At 61.3% G+C, this 17,762-nt stretch carries 19 protein-coding genes and 1 tRNA gene; 9 read left to right on the top strand and 11 right to left on the bottom strand.

Annotation, left to right across the window (positions count from 1 at the left end; translation table 11 throughout):
- Nucleotides 1-81: 81 nt before the first annotated feature.
- Entirely contained in the window at nt 82-852 is a 771-nt protein-coding gene (locus AC1D17_RS15065) for an isocitrate lyase/PEP mutase family protein (RefSeq protein WP_477566201.1), read from the top strand.
- A 238-nt stretch (nt 853-1,090) separates the two neighbouring features.
- Here the strand turns inward: AC1D17_RS15065 and argB are convergent, their stop codons facing one another.
- A complete protein-coding gene (argB, locus tag AC1D17_RS15060; protein ID WP_264220746.1) occupies nt 1,091-1,978 on the bottom strand; it encodes an acetylglutamate kinase in 888 nt (295 codons plus the stop codon).
- A 186-nt stretch (nt 1,979-2,164) separates the two neighbouring features.
- On the opposite strand from argB, the gene AC1D17_RS15055 reads away from it, so the two are divergent.
- From AC1D17_RS15055 to msrB, 4 genes are all read left to right on the top strand, one after another.
- The gene (locus tag AC1D17_RS15055; protein ID WP_477566200.1) at nt 2,165-2,704 is read left to right on the top strand and encodes a sigma-70 family RNA polymerase sigma factor; all 540 of its coding nucleotides are present in this window, start codon (nt 2,165-2,167) and stop codon (nt 2,702-2,704) included.
- Nucleotides 2,701-3,423, top strand: coding sequence for an anti-sigma factor (locus AC1D17_RS15050; protein ID WP_477566199.1), 723 nt, complete (start codon nt 2,701-2,703; stop codon nt 3,421-3,423). Before AC1D17_RS15055 ends, AC1D17_RS15050 begins: the two co-directional genes overlap by 4 nt.
- A 251-nt stretch (nt 3,424-3,674) precedes the next feature.
- Nucleotides 3,675-4,232 carry a fasciclin domain-containing protein gene (locus tag AC1D17_RS15045; protein ID WP_477566198.1) on the top strand — a complete coding sequence of 186 codons (558 nt, stop codon included), beginning with the start codon at nt 3,675-3,677 and terminating at the stop codon, nt 4,230-4,232.
- A gap of 232 nt (nt 4,233-4,464) precedes the next feature.
- Nucleotides 4,465-4,956: a peptide-methionine (R)-S-oxide reductase MsrB gene (gene msrB, locus AC1D17_RS15040; RefSeq protein WP_477566197.1), complete on the top strand. Its 492-nt coding sequence runs from the start codon at nt 4,465-4,467 to the stop codon at nt 4,954-4,956.
- Between the two features lie 6 nt (nt 4,957-4,962).
- Here msrB and AC1D17_RS15035 read toward each other — a convergent pair whose 3' ends face one another.
- The 4 genes from AC1D17_RS15035 to AC1D17_RS15020 all read right to left on the bottom strand — a co-directional run bounded on the left by AC1D17_RS15035 (nt 4,963) and on the right by AC1D17_RS15020 (nt 8,276).
- A complete protein-coding gene (locus tag AC1D17_RS15035) occupies nt 4,963-5,502 on the bottom strand; it encodes a DUF1269 domain-containing protein (protein ID WP_477566196.1) in 540 nt (179 codons plus the stop codon).
- A 101-nt stretch (nt 5,503-5,603) separates the two neighbouring features.
- Complete coding sequence (yihA, locus tag AC1D17_RS15030; protein WP_477566195.1) at nt 5,604-6,257, bottom strand: ribosome biogenesis GTP-binding protein YihA/YsxC; 654 nt, start codon at nt 6,255-6,257, stop codon at nt 5,604-5,606.
- 84 nt (nt 6,258-6,341) lie between these two features.
- Nucleotides 6,342-7,259, bottom strand: coding sequence for a DMT family transporter (locus tag AC1D17_RS15025; RefSeq protein ID WP_477566194.1), 918 nt, complete (start codon nt 7,257-7,259; stop codon nt 6,342-6,344).
- Between the two features lie 147 nt (nt 7,260-7,406).
- Nucleotides 7,407-8,276, bottom strand: a complete 870-nt coding sequence (locus tag AC1D17_RS15020) for a LysR substrate-binding domain-containing protein (RefSeq protein WP_477566193.1) — start codon at nt 8,274-8,276, stop codon at nt 7,407-7,409.
- Between the two features lie 101 nt (nt 8,277-8,377).
- Between AC1D17_RS15020 and AC1D17_RS15015 the strand changes: the two genes are divergently transcribed.
- Nucleotides 8,378-8,803 (top strand): tautomerase family protein, encoded by a 426-nt coding sequence (locus AC1D17_RS15015; protein ID WP_477566192.1) that lies wholly within the window; start codon nt 8,378-8,380, stop codon nt 8,801-8,803.
- A gap of 93 nt (nt 8,804-8,896) precedes the next feature.
- Here AC1D17_RS15015 and yidC read toward each other — a convergent pair whose 3' ends face one another.
- From yidC to rpmH, 3 genes are all read right to left on the bottom strand, one after another.
- Nucleotides 8,897-10,681 (bottom strand): membrane protein insertase YidC, encoded by a 1,785-nt coding sequence (gene yidC, locus AC1D17_RS15010; RefSeq protein ID WP_477566191.1) that lies wholly within the window; start codon nt 10,679-10,681, stop codon nt 8,897-8,899.
- The gene (gene rnpA, locus AC1D17_RS15005) at nt 10,681-11,082 is read right to left on the bottom strand and encodes a ribonuclease P protein component (protein ID WP_477566190.1); all 402 of its coding nucleotides are present in this window, start codon (nt 11,080-11,082) and stop codon (nt 10,681-10,683) included. Before rnpA ends, yidC begins: the two co-directional genes overlap by 1 nt.
- Before the next feature lie 135 nt (nt 11,083-11,217).
- Nucleotides 11,218-11,355, bottom strand: coding sequence for a 50S ribosomal protein L34 (gene rpmH / locus AC1D17_RS15000; protein ID WP_037104763.1), 138 nt, complete (start codon nt 11,353-11,355; stop codon nt 11,218-11,220).
- Between the two features lie 419 nt (nt 11,356-11,774).
- Here rpmH and AC1D17_RS14995 point away from each other — a divergent pair, with 419 nt between their 5' ends.
- The 3 genes from AC1D17_RS14995 to AC1D17_RS14985 all read left to right on the top strand — a co-directional run bounded on the left by AC1D17_RS14995 (nt 11,775) and on the right by AC1D17_RS14985 (nt 15,756).
- Nucleotides 11,775-13,784: a methyl-accepting chemotaxis protein gene (locus tag AC1D17_RS14995; protein WP_477566189.1), complete on the top strand. Its 2,010-nt coding sequence runs from the start codon at nt 11,775-11,777 to the stop codon at nt 13,782-13,784.
- 215 nt (nt 13,785-13,999) lie between these two features.
- Nucleotides 14,000-15,481, top strand: coding sequence for a sensor histidine kinase (locus AC1D17_RS14990; protein ID WP_477566188.1), 1,482 nt, complete (start codon nt 14,000-14,002; stop codon nt 15,479-15,481).
- A 198-nt stretch (nt 15,482-15,679) separates the two neighbouring features.
- A tRNA-Arg gene (locus AC1D17_RS14985) sits at nt 15,680-15,756 on the top strand.
- 97 nt (nt 15,757-15,853) lie between these two features.
- Here the strand turns inward: AC1D17_RS14985 and AC1D17_RS14980 are convergent.
- The 3 genes from AC1D17_RS14980 to AC1D17_RS14970 form a co-directional block, all read right to left on the bottom strand.
- Nucleotides 15,854-16,096, bottom strand: a complete 243-nt coding sequence (locus tag AC1D17_RS14980) for a hypothetical protein (RefSeq protein ID WP_477566187.1) — start codon at nt 16,094-16,096, stop codon at nt 15,854-15,856.
- Between the two features lie 183 nt (nt 16,097-16,279).
- Nucleotides 16,280-16,708 carry a DUF1810 domain-containing protein gene (locus tag AC1D17_RS14975; RefSeq protein WP_477566186.1) on the bottom strand — a complete coding sequence of 143 codons (429 nt, stop codon included), beginning with the start codon at nt 16,706-16,708 and terminating at the stop codon, nt 16,280-16,282.
- A 61-nt stretch (nt 16,709-16,769) separates the two neighbouring features.
- Nucleotides 16,770-17,756: an aldo/keto reductase gene (locus AC1D17_RS14970; RefSeq protein WP_477566185.1), complete on the bottom strand. Its 987-nt coding sequence runs from the start codon at nt 17,754-17,756 to the stop codon at nt 16,770-16,772.
- Nucleotides 17,757-17,762 lie beyond the last annotated feature (6 nt).

Below are 17,762 nucleotides of genomic sequence, written 5' to 3'. Positions count from 1 at the left end.
GTGAAATCGGACGGCCGCATCTGGCGCAAGCAGTGGCGTTGAGGCATGAAGTCTACTGGAATTGTTTTCGGAGGAAAGACGATGAACCAGACGGACAAGGCAAAGGCGTTTACCGACCTGCATCGCAAGGGCGATCCGGTGGTGCTCTATAACATCTGGGACGCCGGCAGTGCCAAGGCCGTTGCCGGGGCGGGGGCCAAGGCGCTGGCGACCGGAAGCTGGTCGGTGGCCGCCGCCAATGGCTATGGCGACGGACAGGAAATCCCGCTTTTGCAACTCGTCGACATTGCCCGCAGCATCGTGACCGCGACCGATCTGCCGGTGACGATCGATTTCGAAGGCGGCTATGCCGACGGCGCGGAAGATGCGGCACTCAACGCCGGCCGGGTGATCGATGCCGGCGCAGTCGGCATCAATTTCGAGGATCAGGTGGTCGGCGGCAGCGGACTGCATACGATCGAGGCGCAGGCGGCGCGGATCAAGGCGATCCGGGCGATGGCCGACGAAAAGGGCATTCCGTTCTTCATCAATGCCCGCACCGATCTCTTCCTGAAACTCTCCGATCCCATGCGGCACGCGCCGCTGGTGGACGAGGCGATCGAGCGGGCGGCGGCGTATGCGCAGGCCGGTGCCAGCGGCTTCTTCGTCCCAGGACTGTCGAACCCGGATCTGGTTGGCCGGGTCTGCGAGGCGGTGTCGTTGCCGGTCAATGTCATGATGCGGCCGGGCATGGCTGATGTGAAGGCGCTGGCCGGGCTCGGCGTTGCGCGCGTCAGCTACGGGCCGGGGCCGTACCGGGCGATGATCGAGTGGCTGAAGGGCGAGGCGAGCGGGGTTTATCAAGGACGCTAAAGTGGGCTTTACGAGGAGTGCCCGCGGCCTGCTGAACGGTTTTGGGAGCGGGGAACCTCAGCCCCGGCGGCGGCGCGTCTGCGCCGCTGAAAAGACCCCGCTCACGCGACGGACGTCGCGGGGCTGGATTCCTGTGACATCCCTCGGGTCAAGCCCGAGGACAGGAATGAGGGAAGCGGGGCCATTTCGACGGCGCCTGCCGCTCTGATCCAAACCAAATACCGCCGCTTGTTACCGTTTACGGAACGATCAGCGTTCCCGCACCATGCTCCGTGAAGATTTCCAGCAGCACCGAATGGGCCGTCTTGCCGTTGAGGATGACGACGCCTTCGACGCCGCGGGCAAGCGCCTCGATGCAGGTCTCGACCTTCGGGATCATGCCGCCGGAAATCGTGCCGTCCTTGATCAGCGCATAGGCTTCCGCGACGGAGAGCTCCTTGATCAGTTCGCCCTTCTTGTCGAGGACGCCGGGAACGTCGGTGAGGAAGAGCAGGCGCGTGGCGTTCAGCGCACCGGCAATGGCGCCGGCGAAGGTATCGGCGTTGATGTTGTAGGTCGCGCCGTCGCGGCCAGGCGCAACCGGGGCGATGACCGGGATCATTTCGGAGCGCGCAAGCAGGTCGAGCAGGGTGCGGTCGACCTCGACGATCTCGCCGACGAAACCGAGGTCGAGAACACGCTCGATGTTGCTGTCGGGGTCCTTGATGGTCTTCTTGGCCTTTTCGGCAAACACCATGTTGCCGTCCTTGCCGCAGAGGCCGATCGCCCATTCCCCGGTCTGGTTGATCAGCGCGACGATTTCCTTGTTGATCGAACCGGCCAGCACCATTTCGACGATCTCGACCGTCTTCTGGTCGGTGACGCGCAGGCCGCCTTCGAATTTCGATTCGATGCCCATCTTGGTCAGCATCGCGCCAATCTGCGGGCCGCCGCCATGGACGACGATCGGATTGACGCCGGACTGTTTCAAAAGTGCTATATCCGCGGCAAAGGCCTTGCCAAGCTCGGCATTGCCCATGGCGTGGCCGCCATATTTGACGACGATCGTCTTGTTCTCGTAGCGCTGCATATAGGGCAGCGCCTTGGCGAGAAGATTTGCCTGGATTTCGCTTTCGGATGCGGACATGGAAACACCTCTGAAAATAGCCGGGTGCTGTTTAGCGCAAGTTCCCGGTGGAGGGAATGATCCGTGGCAAAGATAAAGCCGGTGTGACATTGCAGGCCGCAGCCGGTTTTATCTGACGCGTGTCCCTTTTATCCCCGAACTTGTGCCCTATGTTTGCCGCTGACGGGCTGGGGACCGGAAACATCGATGGCCATAGACGACATTTCCACGCTGATCGGCAGGGTTTCGCTGAAAGATCGCGCCGCCTTCTCCGCTCTCTACAGGCAGACCAGCCCGAAACTTTTTGCCATTTGCGTCCGTATCCTGAAAGACCGGGCGGAAGCGGAAGAGGCTCTGCAGGAAATCTACATCAAAATCTGGCAGCGGGCGGACCGCTACGTGAGCGGCGGCACCCATCCGATGTCATGGCTTTTGGCGATTGCGCGTAATCACGCGATCGATCATCTGCGGGCGCGAAAGCCAGTGGCAAACACGATTGACGAGGCATATGATCTGGCAGATTCTGCGCCGGACCCGGAAAAAACCGCCATCAATGCGGCGGAGGGCCGCCGGATCGACACTTGCATGAACGAACTCGAGGCAGACCGTGCCGATGCCGTGCGCAAGGCCTATGTCGAGGGGTTGAGCTACGAGGAACTGGCCGGGCTTTTCGGCGTTCCACTGAATACGATGCGAACGTGGCTGCGCCGCAGCCTGTTGAAACTCAGAGAGTGCATGGAGCGATGACCACACAGAACCCCGAAAGCGGAGATTCCCGTCGCGACCAGGTGATTGCGGGCGAATATGTGCTGGGTGTTCTGTCCGCCGACGACCGCCGGAAGGTCGAGGCGCGCATGGTGCTCGACGGCGCTTTCGCCGCAATGGTCAATCACTGGCAGAACAATCTCACGTCCTTCGATGACGCCTATGAGCCGATTGCGCCACCACCGCAGGTGCTGGCCTCCGTCGAGCGCCGGCTGTTTGCCGAGCAGGCAAGACCGGCCGTCGCTGCGGGCGGGTTCTGGCGTTCGCTGGTGTTCTGGCGCGTGCTGACACTGGCATCGGTTGCAGGTCTGGTGACCGTTGTGACATTCTCCTCCGGCATCCTGAAGCCGACGAGCCAGACGAAGCCGCTGGTGGCCGAGCTGACCGGCGATGCCAGCGCGACGATCAACCTGCTTGCGCAATACGATGCCGGCAACGGCGCGCTGAAAATCACGCCCGTCGCTGCAAAGCAGGCCGAGGCCAAATCGCTGGAACTGTGGCTGATCGAGGGGGATAACCCCGCCAGGTCTCTCGGCATTCTGCCGCAGACGGGCGAGGGCGAAATCATCATTCCGCTGGAGCTGCGTTCGAAGTTCGGTGCAGGCGTGACGCTTGCAGTCAGTGTCGAGCCATTTGGAGGATCGCCGACGGGAACGGTAACCGGTCCCGTGGTCGCGGCCGGAAAGACACGCCAGCCTTAGGCAATCGATCGCCGATAACGTTAGCCCTTACTTACAAAATGCTGCGCACGAAAGAGCGCAGCATTTTTTTCGATCGATGGATTGTCATAAAATCATAAAAATCAAATATTTGAAGAATTCGTATTTTTCCTGAAACTCTTTCCCCGTCCCTGCCGTTCCTTGCCTTGTCCTCTGCGCAGAGAACATGAATTTCAGAAAATTGGGAGAGGCCCGCCTTCGCGGGTCCGCGAGATCAACAGGAAGGAATAGAAATGTTCAACTCCATGCTGCGCACGGTCACCGTTGCTTCGATACTGACTGCAGGCGCTTTTGCTGCGCATGCCGAAAATCCGATGGTCGGCGGCGCGCCGATGTATGACAACAAGAATATCGTCGAGAACGCCCTCAACTCCAAGGATCACACGACGCTGGTCGCCGCCGTCAAGGCTGCCGGTCTCGTCGAAACGCTGCAGGGGAAGGGCCCGTTCACGGTCTTTGCCCCGACCAACGAAGCGTTCGCAGCCTTGCCGGCCGGCACCGTCGATACGCTGCTGAAGCCTGAAAACAAGGAGATGCTGACCAAGGTGCTGACCTGCCATGTCGTGGCGGCCGATGCCATGTCCGCGGCGATTGCCAAGATGGTCAAGGACGATGGCGGCACCCATGACGTCAAGACGGCCGGCGGTTGCATTCTCAAAGCCAGGGATGACGGCGGCAAGATCACTCTGACCGACGAAACCGGCGGCGTCGCTACAGTCACCATCGCCGACGTCAAGCAGTCGAACGGCGTCATCCATGTGATCGACAAGGTTCTGCTGCCGAAGTCCTGACCGGATACATGCCCTAGTGGCTTGGGTGCCGGATGCACCGTCAACGCATTTTCGGCCCCGGCCGGGACTTCTCCGGCCTCAAGGTCACCGGTTTTCACTCACCGGTGGCCTTTTTACATCGTATTCAAGCTGCTGCTCACGCGAGATTGATCGGCATTTGTTTTGCCGCAAGACAAACGCCGCATTAGCTTGTCTGGAATTGCCGAGGCCATTCGGCAGACGGGAGAACACCATGACAAGCCGCCGCATCTTTCTTCTTTCCGGAGTTGCCATCGCCGCTGCCGCGGCGTTTCGCGGGTTTGGGCCAGTGGCGATCGCCGCCGAGACTTTCGAAGTGACGAAAACCGATGCGGAATGGAAGGCCATCCTCACCGACGAGCAGTACCGGATCCTGCGCCACGAGGACACGGAACGGCCGTTCACCAGCGCCCTCAACACCGAAAAGCGCAAGGGCATCTTCCACTGCGCAGGCTGCGATCTGCCGGTCTATTCGTCGGACGCGAAATATGACAGCGGCACGGGCTGGCCGAGCTTCTGGGAGGCGCTGCCGAAGGCGGTGGGCACGCGTGAAGACACGTCGCTGTTCATGACCCGCACCGAATGTCACTGCAGCCGTTGCGGCGGGCATCTCGGCCATATTTTCGACGACGGTCCGCAGCCGACCGGCATGCGCCATTGCATCAACGGAATGGCAATGACGTTTTCGCCTGCGCCGGCTGCCTGATCGCCGTTACAGGGTACCCGGGGCCGGAGCGGCCGATTGGGCGCCGGAAAGCGCTGCCTGCAGCTTGGCTTCCTGATCCGGCGAAAGCGAGGTTTTCAGCACCTTGCCGCGCAGGCCGGAGAGTTCGGCGAGCACCTTTTCCGGCTGGATCTTGCGCACCAGGATGAAGAGCGCCGAGGAATTGTTGGGAATGGTGTCACCCAGCGACTTGATGAAGTCGTCATCGATACCGTAATCGGCGAGCGAGCCCGAAAGCGCACCGGTACCGGCACCGATCGCGCCGCCGATGGCAAAGCCTGCCAGCGGATTGAGGAACAGAAGGCCGACCAGGCCGCCCCAGAGCGAACCGCTGAGCAGCCCCGAGGTGGCGCCGATTGCGGTCAGGTTCATGCTTTGCTTCAGGTGGACCTTGCCGCTCTCGTCGCGCACGACGACGACGGCATCCTCGAGATCGATCAGATATTCCTTCCTCAGCGTATTCAGCTTCAGAAGCACTTTGTCGGCTTCGCCGGTGTTGTCAAAACCAACGACGATCAGATCGGACATGTGTTTTCTCCTTGAACGCTTGACGTATCGAGTTGGCCTGAAGGCCGCCCCGTGCGCGGAGATAGAGCACATTTCATGACAGTGTAGTGTGACAGCGGCAATCAGGTTGAAATGGCGACGCGGATGGCGTCGCGCAGCTCTTCCATGCCGATGCCTTTCTCGGACGACGTCGCAAGCACTTCCGGGAAGGCCGCCGGCCGCTTCTTGATCTTCTCCAGCGTTTCGGAAATCAGCCGGGGAACCGCGGGATCCTTGATCTTGTCGGTCTTGGTCAGCACGATCTGATAGGACACGGCCGCCTTGTCGAGCAGGTCCAGCACGTCGTCGTCATTCTTCTTGATGCCGTGGCGGCTGTCGATCAGCACGTAGACGCGCTTCAGCGTCGAGCGGCCGCGCAGATAGTCGAAGACCAGCTTGGTCCAGGCGTCGACATGTTCCTTCGGTGCTTGCGCATAGCCGTAGCCGGGCATATCGACCAGCGCCATCGGCGGCAGGTCGCCGGGCTGGCCGGAATAGCCGTCCGGCACGAAATAGTTGAGTTCCTGGGTGCGGCCCGGCGTGTTCGACGTGCGGGCAAGACCCTTTTGCCCCACCAGCCCGTTGATCAGCGACGACTTGCCGACATTGGAGCGGCCGGCAAAGGCGATTTCCAGCGGGCCTTCCGGCGGCAGGAACTTCATCGACGGCACGCCGCGGATGAATACCCATGGCCGCCCGAAAAGGGGCTTGTCGTCCTGCGGCGTAACGTCTGTCATGGCGGTCCTGTCCTTGGCTTTTGTTCAGGACTTCACGGTTTTGTGCCGCCATGTCAAGAAAACTCGCGAATTTCGCAAATTTGCTCAGGCGGCCGCGCGCCGCTGCCGCCACATCTCGATGCCGAGATAGGAGAGGAGGGCGATGAGCACGATCGTTCCGCCGAAGATCGTGTTGAGGCTCGGGATCTCGCCGTGGATCAGAGCGACCCAGAGCGGCGCAAGGATCGTCTCGGCGGTGCCGAGCAGGGCTGCGAGTGCCGACGGGATCAGCCGGGCACCGGTGACGAAGAAGGCCAGGCCAAGGCCGAAGTTCAGCGCGCCGAACGTCACGAGGATGCCGAGTTCCGGTAGCGTGACGCTGAGACCGGACGCCATGATCGCCGCAACTGAACCCGCGACGATGGTGCCGAAACAGGCGGCCGGCGTCATGCGCACATGGGCGTACCTGCGGGTAATGACGGTGGCGAGCGCGAAGACGAAGGCGATCAGGATGGCCAGCGCATCGCCGATCGGCGAGACCGCGCCGCTCATGGAATCCGACACCATGATGGCGACGCCGCCAATGACGGCGGCGATGGCAAGCCAGGTCAAAAGCGAGACGCGTTCGCGAAAGACGATCCAGCCGATCAGCGCCGCAATCAGCGGCACGCCGGCCTGGATGAGAACGACATTGGCGACGGTGGTAAAGGCGAGGGCCAGGATGAACGAGGTCGAGGCGGTGGCAAAACACAGCCCGACAGCGATACCCGGCAAGCCCATATTGCGAAACAGCGCGACGGTGCCGCGCGGGCCATCGCGCACGAGCATGAACCCGATCAGGAAGAGGGCTGCGAAAAACGAGCGCCAGAAAACGATGGTCCAGCCATCCTCGATCGACAGGAAGCGCGCCAGCGTGCCTCCAAAACTCCAGACGATGGCCGAGCCGAGCACCAATGCTGCGCCCTGCGTCGCGGTTTGTTGGCCGGTGGTTACGGATTGCTGCAGTGTGGAGGGCTGCGACATGGCGAGAATCCGGTTGCTGTGACTGTAATGTAAAAGCCGACCGGCCGGCAGGCGCCGGTATTCGCGACAGAGGACTGTCGCAAACCTTGCAGCACAGCGGTGGCGCCGTCGTCTTGAGGTGCTGCTTCCATTTAACCCTGAAAGGGTTCAGCCGGCGGTGATCGCCTCGATGAGCAGCGCCTGCAGTTGTGCGATGGCCGGGCTCTGTTCGGTGCTGGAGCGGTGCAGGGCAAGCTCGATACGGCCAGGGGCGGGCAGCCCGGATGTGGCGGGATCAAGCACCCGCAGATGCGGCGGCACGCCTTCGGCCGTGCGCAATGTCACGCCAAGACCTGCGGTCACCGCTGCCCACAGGCCGCCAAGGCTGGGGCTGGCAAAGGCATGCCGCCATTCGATCCCTTCACGGTCAAGCGCCTCAAGACCGGCGCTGCGAAACGCGCAAGGGGAATCGAAGGCGATCAGCGGCAGCGGTTCGCTGGTGTCCAGCGTAAACCCGTCCGGGCCGATCCAGACGACGGGCCGCGTCGCGATGATCTGTGCATGCGTGTCCCCCATCCGGCCCCATGTCACCGCCAGATCGAGGTCGCCACGCTCGACGCCCTGCGCCAGTGCCGAGCCGCGATCGACGCGGGCTTCGACGCGCACCTTGGGGTGCGCCCGGGCAAAGCGGCCGAGCAGGCCCGGAAACCAGGTCTCGGCAAAATCCTGCGGCAGGCCGATCCGCACCCAGCCCTGCATGGCCGAAAGTCCGGTCATGGCGCTGCGCGCCTCGTCGTTAAGGTCGAGGATGCGCCTGGCATAACCGATCAGGATGTCGCCGGCCTCCGTCAGCGCCAGGCCGCGCCCCTGCTTTTGAAACAATGTCTGGCCCGCCTGTTCCTCCAGCTTGCGCAGTTGCAGGCTGATGGCGGACGGGGAGCGGCCAAGGCGATCGGCGGCCTTGGCAAAGCTGCCAAGATCGATCCCGGTGACGAAGGTTCGCAGCACGTCCATGTCGATATTGACGGGTAAGACCATTCTGTTTTGCCAAACTGATTGTTCAGAAGTTCCAATTTTTCAAAACTAATGTGCAGCAGTAGTCTCAACGCGTCAACACATTCCAGGAAAGGAAAACGCACATGCCCTTCGTTCATATCCAGGTTGCCGGCGCCCATATCGGCGCACGCGAAAAGCAGCGGCTGCAGCAGCAGGCCACCGGCTTCATGGTGGATATCATGCGCAAGCGGCCGGAAGTTACCGCCGTCCGGGTCGATGTGGCCGAGCCCGGAAGCTGGACGGTCGGCGGCGAACCGGTTCCGGTTGCCGCCCATCTCGATGTCAAGGTGACCCGCGGCACCAATACGCATGAGGAAAAGGCGCGCTTTGTGGCTGCGGTGGCGGCGATGTTCAAGGAAGTGCTCGGGCCAGACCTGCCGGTTGCGACCTATGTCGTCGTCGATGAGATTGAGGCCGATGCCTGGGGCTATGACGGCGTGACCCAGGAAGAGCGCCGCCTGCTGCGTGCCCAGGCCGCGGCGGCCCAAGCAGCGCGTGCTGCCGCCTGAACCCAACTCTGAGCCAGAATGACAAAGGCCCCGGATGTGATCCGGGGCCTTTGACTGGGTGACTACCGATGCTCGGCGCGGGCGCTTTGCGGCCTATTCGGCCGGTTTCGGCTTCTTTGCGAACAATCCCTTGAGATTGTCGAACAGTTCGACCTTGGCGCCGTGGCGTTTCATGATGAACGCCTGCTGGATGATCGACAGCGTGTTGTTCCAGGCCCAGTAGATGACCAGACCGGCCGGGAAGCTGGACAGCATGAAGGTGAAGACCAGCGGCATCCAGGTGAACAACATCGCCTGGGTCGGGTCCGGCGGCGTCGGGTTCATGCGCATCTGCAGGAACATGGTGATACCCATGACCAGCGGCCAGACGCCGATCATCAACGCATGTGGCACGGCGTAGGGGAGCAGGCCGAACAGGTTGAACAGCGAGGTCGGATCCGGCGCCGACAGGTCCTGAATCCAGCCGAAGAACGGCGCATGGCGCATTTCGATGGTGACGTAGATCACCTTGTAGAGTGCGAAGAACACCGGAATCTGGAACAGGATCGGCCAGCAGCCGGCGATCGGGTTGATCTTTTCGTCCTTGTAGAGCTGCATCATAGCCTGCTGCAGCGCCATGCGGTCGTCGCCGTGCTTCTTCTTCAGTTCCTCCATCTTTGGCTGAACCTTCTTCATATTCGCCATCGAAGCGTACTGCTTGCTGGCGAGAGGCAGGAACAGGGCCTTGACGACGATGGTGGTCAGAAGGATCGCAACGCCGAAGTTGCCAAAATAACGGAAGAAGAAGTCCATCAGTTTGAACATCGGCTTGGTGATGAAGTAGAACCAGCCCCAGTCGATCAACAGGTCGAACTGCGGGATCGAATAGGTCTTTTCGTAGCCACCAACCAGCGGCACCTGCTTGGCGCCGGCAAAAACCAGGGTCTTCAGGTCCGTGGACTGGCCGGGCGCAACCGTTACGGCATCCTGCTTGTAGTCGGCCTGGAAGCGCGGACGGCCGTCGGTAAAGTGCTCGTACTTGGATTCGTAGGCGAGGGTCTGCGGCGGAACGATCGCTGCGGCCCAGTACTTGTCGGTGATGCCGAGCCAGCCGGTCGTTGCCTTTTCGTGCTTGACCGGAACGTCGTTTTCAACCTTGCCGTAGGCAATTTCGTTCAGGCCGTGTTCGCCGATCACGCCGATGAAGCCTTCGTGCAGAACGTAGACGCTCGGGGTTGTCGGCTTGTTGAAGCGGGTGACGCGGCCGTAGGTGGAGAGCGATACCGGAGCCCCACTGCCATTGTTGATCGTGTCGGCGATCTGGAACATGAAATGTTCATCGACCGAGATCGTGCGGGTGAAAACCACGCCCTTCTCGTTGGTAAAGGTCAAAACAACGGGAGTTGCAGTCGTCAGCTTGTCGCCGCTCTTGACCGTCCATACGGTGGCCGGGCCCGGAACGGTACCGGTTGCCGCGTCGCCGATATAGCCGACTTCGGCAAAGTAGCCTTCCGGCGTGTCCGAGGGGCTGAACAGGGTGATCAGCGGGCTCTTGTCATCGACGGTCTCGTGGTATTCCTTCAGCTTCAGGTCGTCGAAGCGCGCGCCGGTCAGGTTGATCGAGCCGCTCAGCGCTGCCGTGTCGATGGAAACACGGGCCGATTTGGCGATCGCCTGGTCACGGGTTTCAACAGCGCCGGGGACTGCGCCCTGGGCCGGCTGTGCCTGTCCGGAAACAGCGGGCGTTGCTGCCGGCTGGTTCTGCTGGGTGATCTTCTGCTGGGCTTCCGCCGCAATCCGTTCTTTCTCCATCTTCGGGTTCACATAGAGAAATTGCCAGGCAATCAGGATGAGCACTGACAGCCCGATCGCCACGAAGTAGTTGCGGTTTTTTTCCATCATTCTTTCCTGGAGCCGGCCGGGGGCCGTGAATATTTTTGCTTGCTTTCGATCCGCTCGCAGAGGGTCTTGCCGATCCGCTCGAAGGGCGCGTTCAAAAGGTCGCGTCTGGCGACAATCACATAGTCGTGTCCGGGCTTCATTGCAAATCCGGCGGAAAGCCGAACGGCTTCCTTGAGGCGCCGGCGCATCCGGTTGCGTTCGACGGCATTGCCATGCTTCTTGGTGACGGTGAAGCCGACACGCGGGCCGGTTTCCGGCTCGCCGCGGTCACGTTCGCCACGGTCAAGAACTTCCAGAAGAAACAACGGGCCCTTCCGCTGCTCTCCCTTGCGCACGGCAAGAAACTGCGGCCGGCTTTTCAGCCGCCCGGCAGTTGATTTAGGCTTGGGTGATGTCATTCGCCCGCGCTCCTTCCTGGAGCAGGAGCATCCAGCGTCCACAGGGACGTTTGAAGGATGCTCCGGCGCCGTGAAGCCGCGCATGCAGGTTTCGCGAAGATTAGTGCGCGAAGACGCGGCACGCGCCAGACGGCCTTAAGCCGACAGACGCTTACGGCCACGTGCCCGGCGGGCAACGATAACCTTGCGGCCACCCTTGGTGGCGATACGTGCACGGAAGCCGTGACGGCGCTTGCGAACAAGCTTGGACGGTTGATAGGTACGCTTCGTCATTTATTTTAATACCGCGGTGTGCGGCCCTTCTTGGGTTTGCTTCTTAGCAAGGGAGCGTTACGTTCCGGACATGGCATCGCGCAAGGCGCAAGGGGACTTGTCCGGACGTGGGCGGCTTATAAGAGCAAAGAGCCGCGAAAGTCAATCGCCGGGGCTGAAAAGCTGGGGTTGCCGCGTGTTTCGCTGGTTTGGAACGCTCGATGCGCCGGGAGGTGGAGATCGTAATTTTCAACTTACGATTGAAATTTAGTGCATGATAATGTAATTGCTTAAACAAAGCCCTAAGACCAGAACACTAGAATTGTTCAGTTCCATTAGGGGCTTCGTTAACCATCGTGGYCCCAGTGTCGAGCCCAATGCAAGAACCCGTAAGCTGTGCCTTTCATGGCCTGTTGCCGGTCCCAGGGGAGACACCTAAAATGAAAATTCGAGGCAAGATCTATCTCATCGTCGGCGTGATGAGCCTGATCGCGCTGGCCGTGACCGGCATGGCGCTCACCGTGATCACGCAATACAATGCAAGGATCGTCCAGTTCGACAATGCCTCGGATCGCGCCTTTAACGGCGAGCATCTGAACCGTCTTGTCACGGCCGTCGTCATGGACGCGCGCGGGATCTACGCAGCTCCCACTGTCGAAAAGGCGAAGCCTTTTGCTGAAGGCCTGGCGAAGAACCTCGACAAGATCGACGTTCTGTTGACGGAATGGACGCCGCTGGTTCCTGCCGAGGAAGTTCCCGCCTTCGAAGCCGTCGTCAAGCGCGCCGCCGAGTTCCGCACCTTCCGCACGGAAACCGCCCGTCTCAGCCAGGAAGTCTCGCCGCAGGCCGCCAACGAGCAGGGCAACAACGAACTCAACCGCGCCAACCGCAAGGCTTTCCAGGCCGAGATCGATGCCATCGTGGAAACGGACCGGGCGGCTCTGGATACCATCCAGAACGAGGTCAACGCGATTGAAAGCCGGATGATCCTCATGGTGCTCCTGACGGCCGGCTTTGGCCTGGTCATCGGCGCGGGGACGGCGTTCTATATCGGCACCAAGCAGCTGAGCCAGCCCATCCTGCAATTGACGGGTACGATGAAGCAGCTTGCCGATGGCGACCTGAATGCGGATGTGCCGTTTGCCGGACGCAAGGACGAGATCGGCGAAATGGCTGCCGCCGTCGAGGTATTCAAGCGCAATGGCCTGGCCGTGCGCGAACTGAATGCACAGGAAACGGCGCTGCGTGAGAAGAGCGCTGACCTCCAGTCGAGCATCGCCGTCGTCGTCACGGCGGCTGCCGCCGGCGATTTCACCCAGCGGATCAGCAAGGACTACGGCAATGCGGACCTCAACCGCTTCGCAGCCAGCCTCAACGAGCTGGTGGACGGCGTCAACAGTGGCGTCAACGAGACCCGACGCGTCATTGCAAGCCTCTCGGGCGGCGATCTGACGCAGAACATGCACGGCAATTTCCAGGGCGCCTTTGCCGAGTTGCAGCAGAACGTCAACGACACGCTTTTCACCCTGCAGAACACCCTGCGTGAAGTGCGCACCACGACGGACTCGATCAACGGCAATTCGTCCGAGCTGCGCTCGGCAGCCGACGACCTGTCGAAGCGTACCGAACAGCAGGCAGCAGCGCTCGAGGAGACCTCCGCTGCCCTGGAGCAGATCACCGCTGCCGTTCGCAACTCGACCGACAGGGCCCAGGAAGCGACCGTCATGGTCACCGAGGCCAAGCAGAGTGCGGCGCAGTCGGGCGAAGTCGTCCGCAAGGCCGTCGATGCCATGGGCCGGATCGAGCAGGCCTCCAGCGAGATCGGCCAGATCACCAATGTGATCGACGAGATCGCCTTCCAGACAAACCTGCTCGCGCTCAATGCCGGTGTCGAAGCCGCACGGGCCGGCGACGCGGGCAAAGGCTTTGCGGTTGTTGCCCAGGAAGTGCGCGAGCTTGCCCAGCGTGCGGCCAGTGCCGCCAAGGACATCAAGGGTCTGATTGCCAAATCCGGCTCGGAAGTCGCAACCGGCGTCAAGCTGGTGCAGGAGACCGGTCAGGTGCTCGGGCAGATCGAAACGCGGGTGCTCAACATCAACGATCACATCCATTCGATCGCAACGGCCGCCCGCGAGCAATCGACAGGTCTTGGCGAGGTCTCGACCGCCGTCAACCAGATGGACCAGGTGACCCAGCAGAATGCCGCGATGGTTGAAGAAGCCAATGCCGCCACGCACAAGCTTTCCGCCGAAGCCGACAGCCTGGCGCGGCTGATCTCGCACTTCAAGCTCGATGACGGCGCGCCGTTGCGGGTTGTCGCTGCTCCGGTTCGTGAAAATACCCGTCCGGTCGCTTCGCCTGCCCGCAAGATGATGGGTACCGTCGCCCGCGCCTTCGGCGGTGGATCGGCCAGCGCTGCCGTGTCGAAGGACAATTGGGAAGAATTCTGATCCGTTAGACCGAACGAGACTTGAACAGCAATCCCGCAGCGATCCCGTATCGCTGCGGGATTTTTCATGCCGATCACGGCGACCCTATCCGGTCATGACGGAGATTGGAAAACGTGCCGTCATCGCCTATTATATACCCCTGACACGCATGCCGTTCGTCCGGGCGACCATCCGTCTGCGCAGACGCTGCGGCTGAGACGATGGAATTCTACGGCATGACGGCAGAACCAACTGAAACCACGGCCCCTCAACGGCAGCCGGCCCGCGCCGGGTTTTTTCGTGGCCTGTCCGGCAAGCTTCTGTTTCTGACCGTTGTCTTCGTCATGCTGGCCGAAGTGCTGATCTTCGTGCCGTCCGTCGCCAATATGCGCATCCGCTGGCTGGAAGACAGGCTCAATACCGCCGCGGCGGCCGGCGTGGTGGTCGATGGTCTGCAGGACGTGCAGCTGTCGCGGCCGCTACAGGAAGAAACCCTGATGGCGACCGGGACCAAGGCCATCGTTCTCAGGCGCAAGAACGAATCACGGCTGATCGCGGCGGTGGACATGCCGCCGGACGTCGATGCGCAGTACGACATTGCGGCCATGACGCCGATCGCCGCCATCGGCGATGCCTTTGACACGCTTTTGTTCGGCGGCAGCAAGGTTGTCCGGATCTACGGTCCGATCGGCGACAGCGATGCGATCATCGAAGTGGTGATGGAGGATGCCAGCCTGCGCAAGGCGATGCTGATCTATTCGCGCAATGTGTTCTTCCTGTCGCTGGTCATTTCGCTGTTTACCGCGACCCTGATCTTCCTTGCCATCAACCGGCTGATGATCGTGCCGATCCGCCGCATGACCACGAACATGCAGGAATTCTCCGTCGAACCCTCCAATCCCGCCCGTGTTCTGGAGCCGGCGGCGGGGCGCGACGAACTGTCGATCGCAGGGCAGCACCTGTCGGCGATGCAACAGCAGCTGCAAAAAACGCTGAAGCAGCAGAAGAACCTTGCCGATCTCGGTCTCGCCGTATCGAAGATCAACCACGACATGCGCAACATCCTGGCGTCGGCGCAGCTGATTTCGGACCGCCTTGCCGATGTCGACGATCCGATCGTCAAACGTTTCGCGCCGACGCTGCTGCGCACCATCGACCGCGCCGTCGGTTATACGACCGAAGTGCTCTCCTATGGCCGAACGACCGAGCCGGAGCCGCATCGCCGCTTCGTCAGGCTGCGGCCGCTGGTCAGCGATGTCGGCGAAATGCTGGCGATCGACCCGAATGCCGGTATCGAATTCAGCATCCAGATCCCCGAGGACCTGCAGGTCGATGCCGACAGCGAACAGCTGTTCCGCGTCGTTCACAATATCTGCCGCAATGCCGTCCAGGCGCTGATGAACGACACTTCCGACAGCGGCGCTCCCCGCATGATCAGCGTTTCGGCAATGCGCACCGGCAGCGTCGTCAGTATCTCCGTCGATGATACGGGCCCCGGCATGCCGCCCAAGGCGCGAGAAAACCTGTTTGCCGCCTTCAGGGGCTCCGCCCGCTCGGGCGGGACCGGTCTGGGTCTTGCCATCGCCCGCGAGCTGGTGCTCGCCCATGGCGGCACGATCGCGCTGGTGGAAAAGTCGACGCCGGGCACGTTGTTTCGAATCGAACTGCCCGACCGCCCCGTGCCTCTCGACGCCTTCCGCTCGAAGGCCAGGCACTGACAGCATATTTTTTAAATCCGCGCCAAGGCGGGTGAAACGGCGCTGTGGAAAGGCTTTGCGGCTGAAATCCATCCACAGTTTCAAGGATATACGTGGGCAGTTTCATCAAAAAAGAAAATTTCTGCGCAAATTCGCTTGCATTCCCCGGTTGGACGTTTTAGAGGATCGCCACGCAAGCGGTTGACGCCGCAGCGAGAAGCACCCGTAGCTCAGCTGGATAGAGCATCAGACTACGAATCTGAGGGTCGGACGTTCGAATCGTTCCGGGTGCGCCATTTCTTTCAATGACTTATCAGTAAGACAAGATGGTTTTCGCCCCTGGGCGAAACGCCGCCGCAGCTTGTCGCTACGCCAGCACCCGATCAATCGAGATCATCTTTTCTGCCGCAATGCTTCGATCAGCGTGCGGGTTTTGCCTGTGGCATAGACAATGTCTTCGTGCTCGAGATGCACGGTGATCTCGACGTCCTTCCAGCCGGCACCGTTGTCGCGGGCAAAGATCAAAGCCTCTTCCAGCGACGGAAAGACCGATGCCGGCGTGCCGGCAACCCAGAACTGCACCGAGCATTCCGCATCTGCATAATTGGTGAGCGCCTTGATGGGGTCAAAAGTCATGCGAATCTCCGGCGGGTTTCTGCGTTGCTGCCCGACGACTGAGCGCCTCGGTAACGCTGCTATAGCTGGAAAAAGCCGATCAGTCTCTCGGGCGCGATCATCCATACACAATCGAAAGTGTTCTCGCGCTAGTTCGCCGCACCCTTCATCGTCTCGCGCGGCTGACCGAAAGGCTTGCAGGTTTCAGCGTTTCGCCAGGATTTCCAGCGTCCGGGCGTCGGCCTCCCCGCTAAAATAACGCTCGATCGCCGTGCGGAACGGCTCGGGATCGTTCGCAGTCTCTCGAAACAGCGTCATCGACGAGCGCAGTTTCAGATCGTCGGGCGAGCCGAAGATCTGATGGGCGGTGCGATTGCGCACGGCATTGATCGTGCGGGTACATTGGACGAGACGGCTCCCAAGCAGCGGATGGGCGAGATAGGCGTGGGCCTCGTCCAATCCGGAAATGCCAAACAGGAGCGCGGTCGGCGAATGGCCGAGACCGGCGAGCTGCGGGAAGATGAACCACATCCAGTGGCTCTGCTTGCGGCCATGTTCCAACTCGCGAAGGGCGGTCTCATAGACCGATTCCTGCGCCTCGACGAAGCGGGAAAGGTGGTAGGGGTCGCTCATGTGCTGCACCTCCAAACCTTGCGGGTTTAGCCGCGCCTGCAACAGGCGCGGCTTCGTCATCCTACCATTTCTGGTGAACGTGGGCCTTGATCAAACGCTCATAGACATCGGCAAGCTCGGCCAGTGTTTCCGCAGGAATTGAGGCAAGGCCGCTGGCGGCGGCATTTGCCTTGGCCTGCGCCTCGTTACGGGCCCCGGGGATGACGACGGACACCGCCGGGCTCTGAAGGATCCAGGCGAGCGCGAACTGCGCCATCGACGCGCCCTGCGGCACCAGCGGGCGCACCTGCTCGACGGCCTCCAGCGCAACATCCAGCGGTACGCCGGCAAAGGTCTCGCCGACATCGAAGAATTCGCCGTGGCGATTGAACTTGCGATGGTCGTCATCGGCAAACTTTGTGTCAGCGGTGATCTTGCCGGACAGGAGGCCCGAAGCCAGCGGCACGCGCACGATGATGCCGACATTCTTCTTTTGCGCCTGCTCGAAGAACAGGTCGTGCGGGCGCTGGCGGAAGATGTTGTAGATGATTTGGATCGTCGCGACGCCGGGATATTCGATCGCCTTCAGCGCTTCCTCGACATTCGAGACCGAGACGCCATAATTGCGGATCTTGCCCTTGACGGCGAGATCGTCCAGCGCGCCGAACATCTCCGGCCGGTAGAACACCTCGGTCGGCGGGCAGTGGAGCTGCACGAGGTCGAGCGTCTCGACGCCGAGATTGGCAAGGCTGCGATCGATGAAGGCCTCGATATTGGCGGCGGTATAGCCATCGGCGACATGCGGGTTGAGCCGCCGGCCGGCCTTGGTGGCAACGAACGGTTTTTCACCGCCGCGCTCTTTCAGCACCGCGGCGATGATCTTTTCCGAGCGGCCATCGCCATAGACATCGGCTGTGTCGATGAAGGTCACGCCGGCATCGAGCGCTGCGTTCAGCGCGCGCTTGCCGTCATCCTCGGAAATGTCACCCCAGGAGCCGCCGATCTGCCAGGCGCCGAAGCCGATTTCGGAAATGGTGGCGCCGGTGCGCCCCAAAGTTCTGTTTTTCATGTTTGT

Source organism: Pararhizobium sp. P1_E7 (assembly GCF_056405855.1).
Note: the sequence above shows the minus strand (reverse complement) of the source record. Positions and strands in the feature narration are given on the sequence as shown.

Excerpts from the sequence above, each read along its gene's own strand:
- AC1D17_RS15065 (WP_477566201.1), top strand. The coding sequence starts at position 82 with ATGAACCAGACGGACAAGGCAAAGGCGTTTACCGACCTGCATCGCAAG.
- argB (WP_264220746.1), bottom strand. The coding sequence starts at position 1,978 with ATGTCCGCATCCGAAAGCGAAATCCAGGCAAATCTTCTCGCCAAGGCG.
- AC1D17_RS15055 (WP_477566200.1), top strand. The coding sequence starts at position 2,165 with ATGGCCATAGACGACATTTCCACGCTGATCGGCAGGGTTTCGCTGAAA.
- AC1D17_RS15050 (WP_477566199.1), top strand. The coding sequence starts at position 2,701 with ATGACCACACAGAACCCCGAAAGCGGAGATTCCCGTCGCGACCAGGTG.
- AC1D17_RS15045 (WP_477566198.1), top strand. The coding sequence starts at position 3,675 with ATGTTCAACTCCATGCTGCGCACGGTCACCGTTGCTTCGATACTGACT.
- msrB (WP_477566197.1), top strand. The coding sequence starts at position 4,465 with ATGACAAGCCGCCGCATCTTTCTTCTTTCCGGAGTTGCCATCGCCGCT.
- AC1D17_RS15035 (WP_477566196.1), bottom strand. The coding sequence starts at position 5,502 with ATGTCCGATCTGATCGTCGTTGGTTTTGACAACACCGGCGAAGCCGAC.
- yihA (WP_477566195.1), bottom strand. The coding sequence starts at position 6,257 with ATGACAGACGTTACGCCGCAGGACGACAAGCCCCTTTTCGGGCGGCCA.
- AC1D17_RS15025 (WP_477566194.1), bottom strand. The coding sequence starts at position 7,259 with ATGTCGCAGCCCTCCACACTGCAGCAATCCGTAACCACCGGCCAACAA.
- AC1D17_RS15020 (WP_477566193.1), bottom strand. The coding sequence starts at position 8,276 with ATGGTCTTACCCGTCAATATCGACATGGACGTGCTGCGAACCTTCGTC.
- AC1D17_RS15015 (WP_477566192.1), top strand. The coding sequence starts at position 8,378 with ATGCCCTTCGTTCATATCCAGGTTGCCGGCGCCCATATCGGCGCACGC.
- yidC (WP_477566191.1), bottom strand. The coding sequence starts at position 10,681 with ATGGAAAAAAACCGCAACTACTTCGTGGCGATCGGGCTGTCAGTGCTC.
- rnpA (WP_477566190.1), bottom strand. The coding sequence starts at position 11,082 with ATGACATCACCCAAGCCTAAATCAACTGCCGGGCGGCTGAAAAGCCGG.
- rpmH (WP_037104763.1), bottom strand. The coding sequence starts at position 11,355 with ATGACGAAGCGTACCTATCAACCGTCCAAGCTTGTTCGCAAGCGCCGT.
- AC1D17_RS14995 (WP_477566189.1), top strand. The coding sequence starts at position 11,775 with ATGAAAATTCGAGGCAAGATCTATCTCATCGTCGGCGTGATGAGCCTG.
- AC1D17_RS14990 (WP_477566188.1), top strand. The coding sequence starts at position 14,000 with ATGACGGCAGAACCAACTGAAACCACGGCCCCTCAACGGCAGCCGGCC.
- AC1D17_RS14980 (WP_477566187.1), bottom strand. The coding sequence starts at position 16,096 with ATGACTTTTGACCCCATCAAGGCGCTCACCAATTATGCAGATGCGGAA.
- AC1D17_RS14975 (WP_477566186.1), bottom strand. The coding sequence starts at position 16,708 with ATGAGCGACCCCTACCACCTTTCCCGCTTCGTCGAGGCGCAGGAATCG.
- AC1D17_RS14970 (WP_477566185.1), bottom strand. The coding sequence starts at position 17,756 with ATGAAAAACAGAACTTTGGGGCGCACCGGCGCCACCATTTCCGAAATC.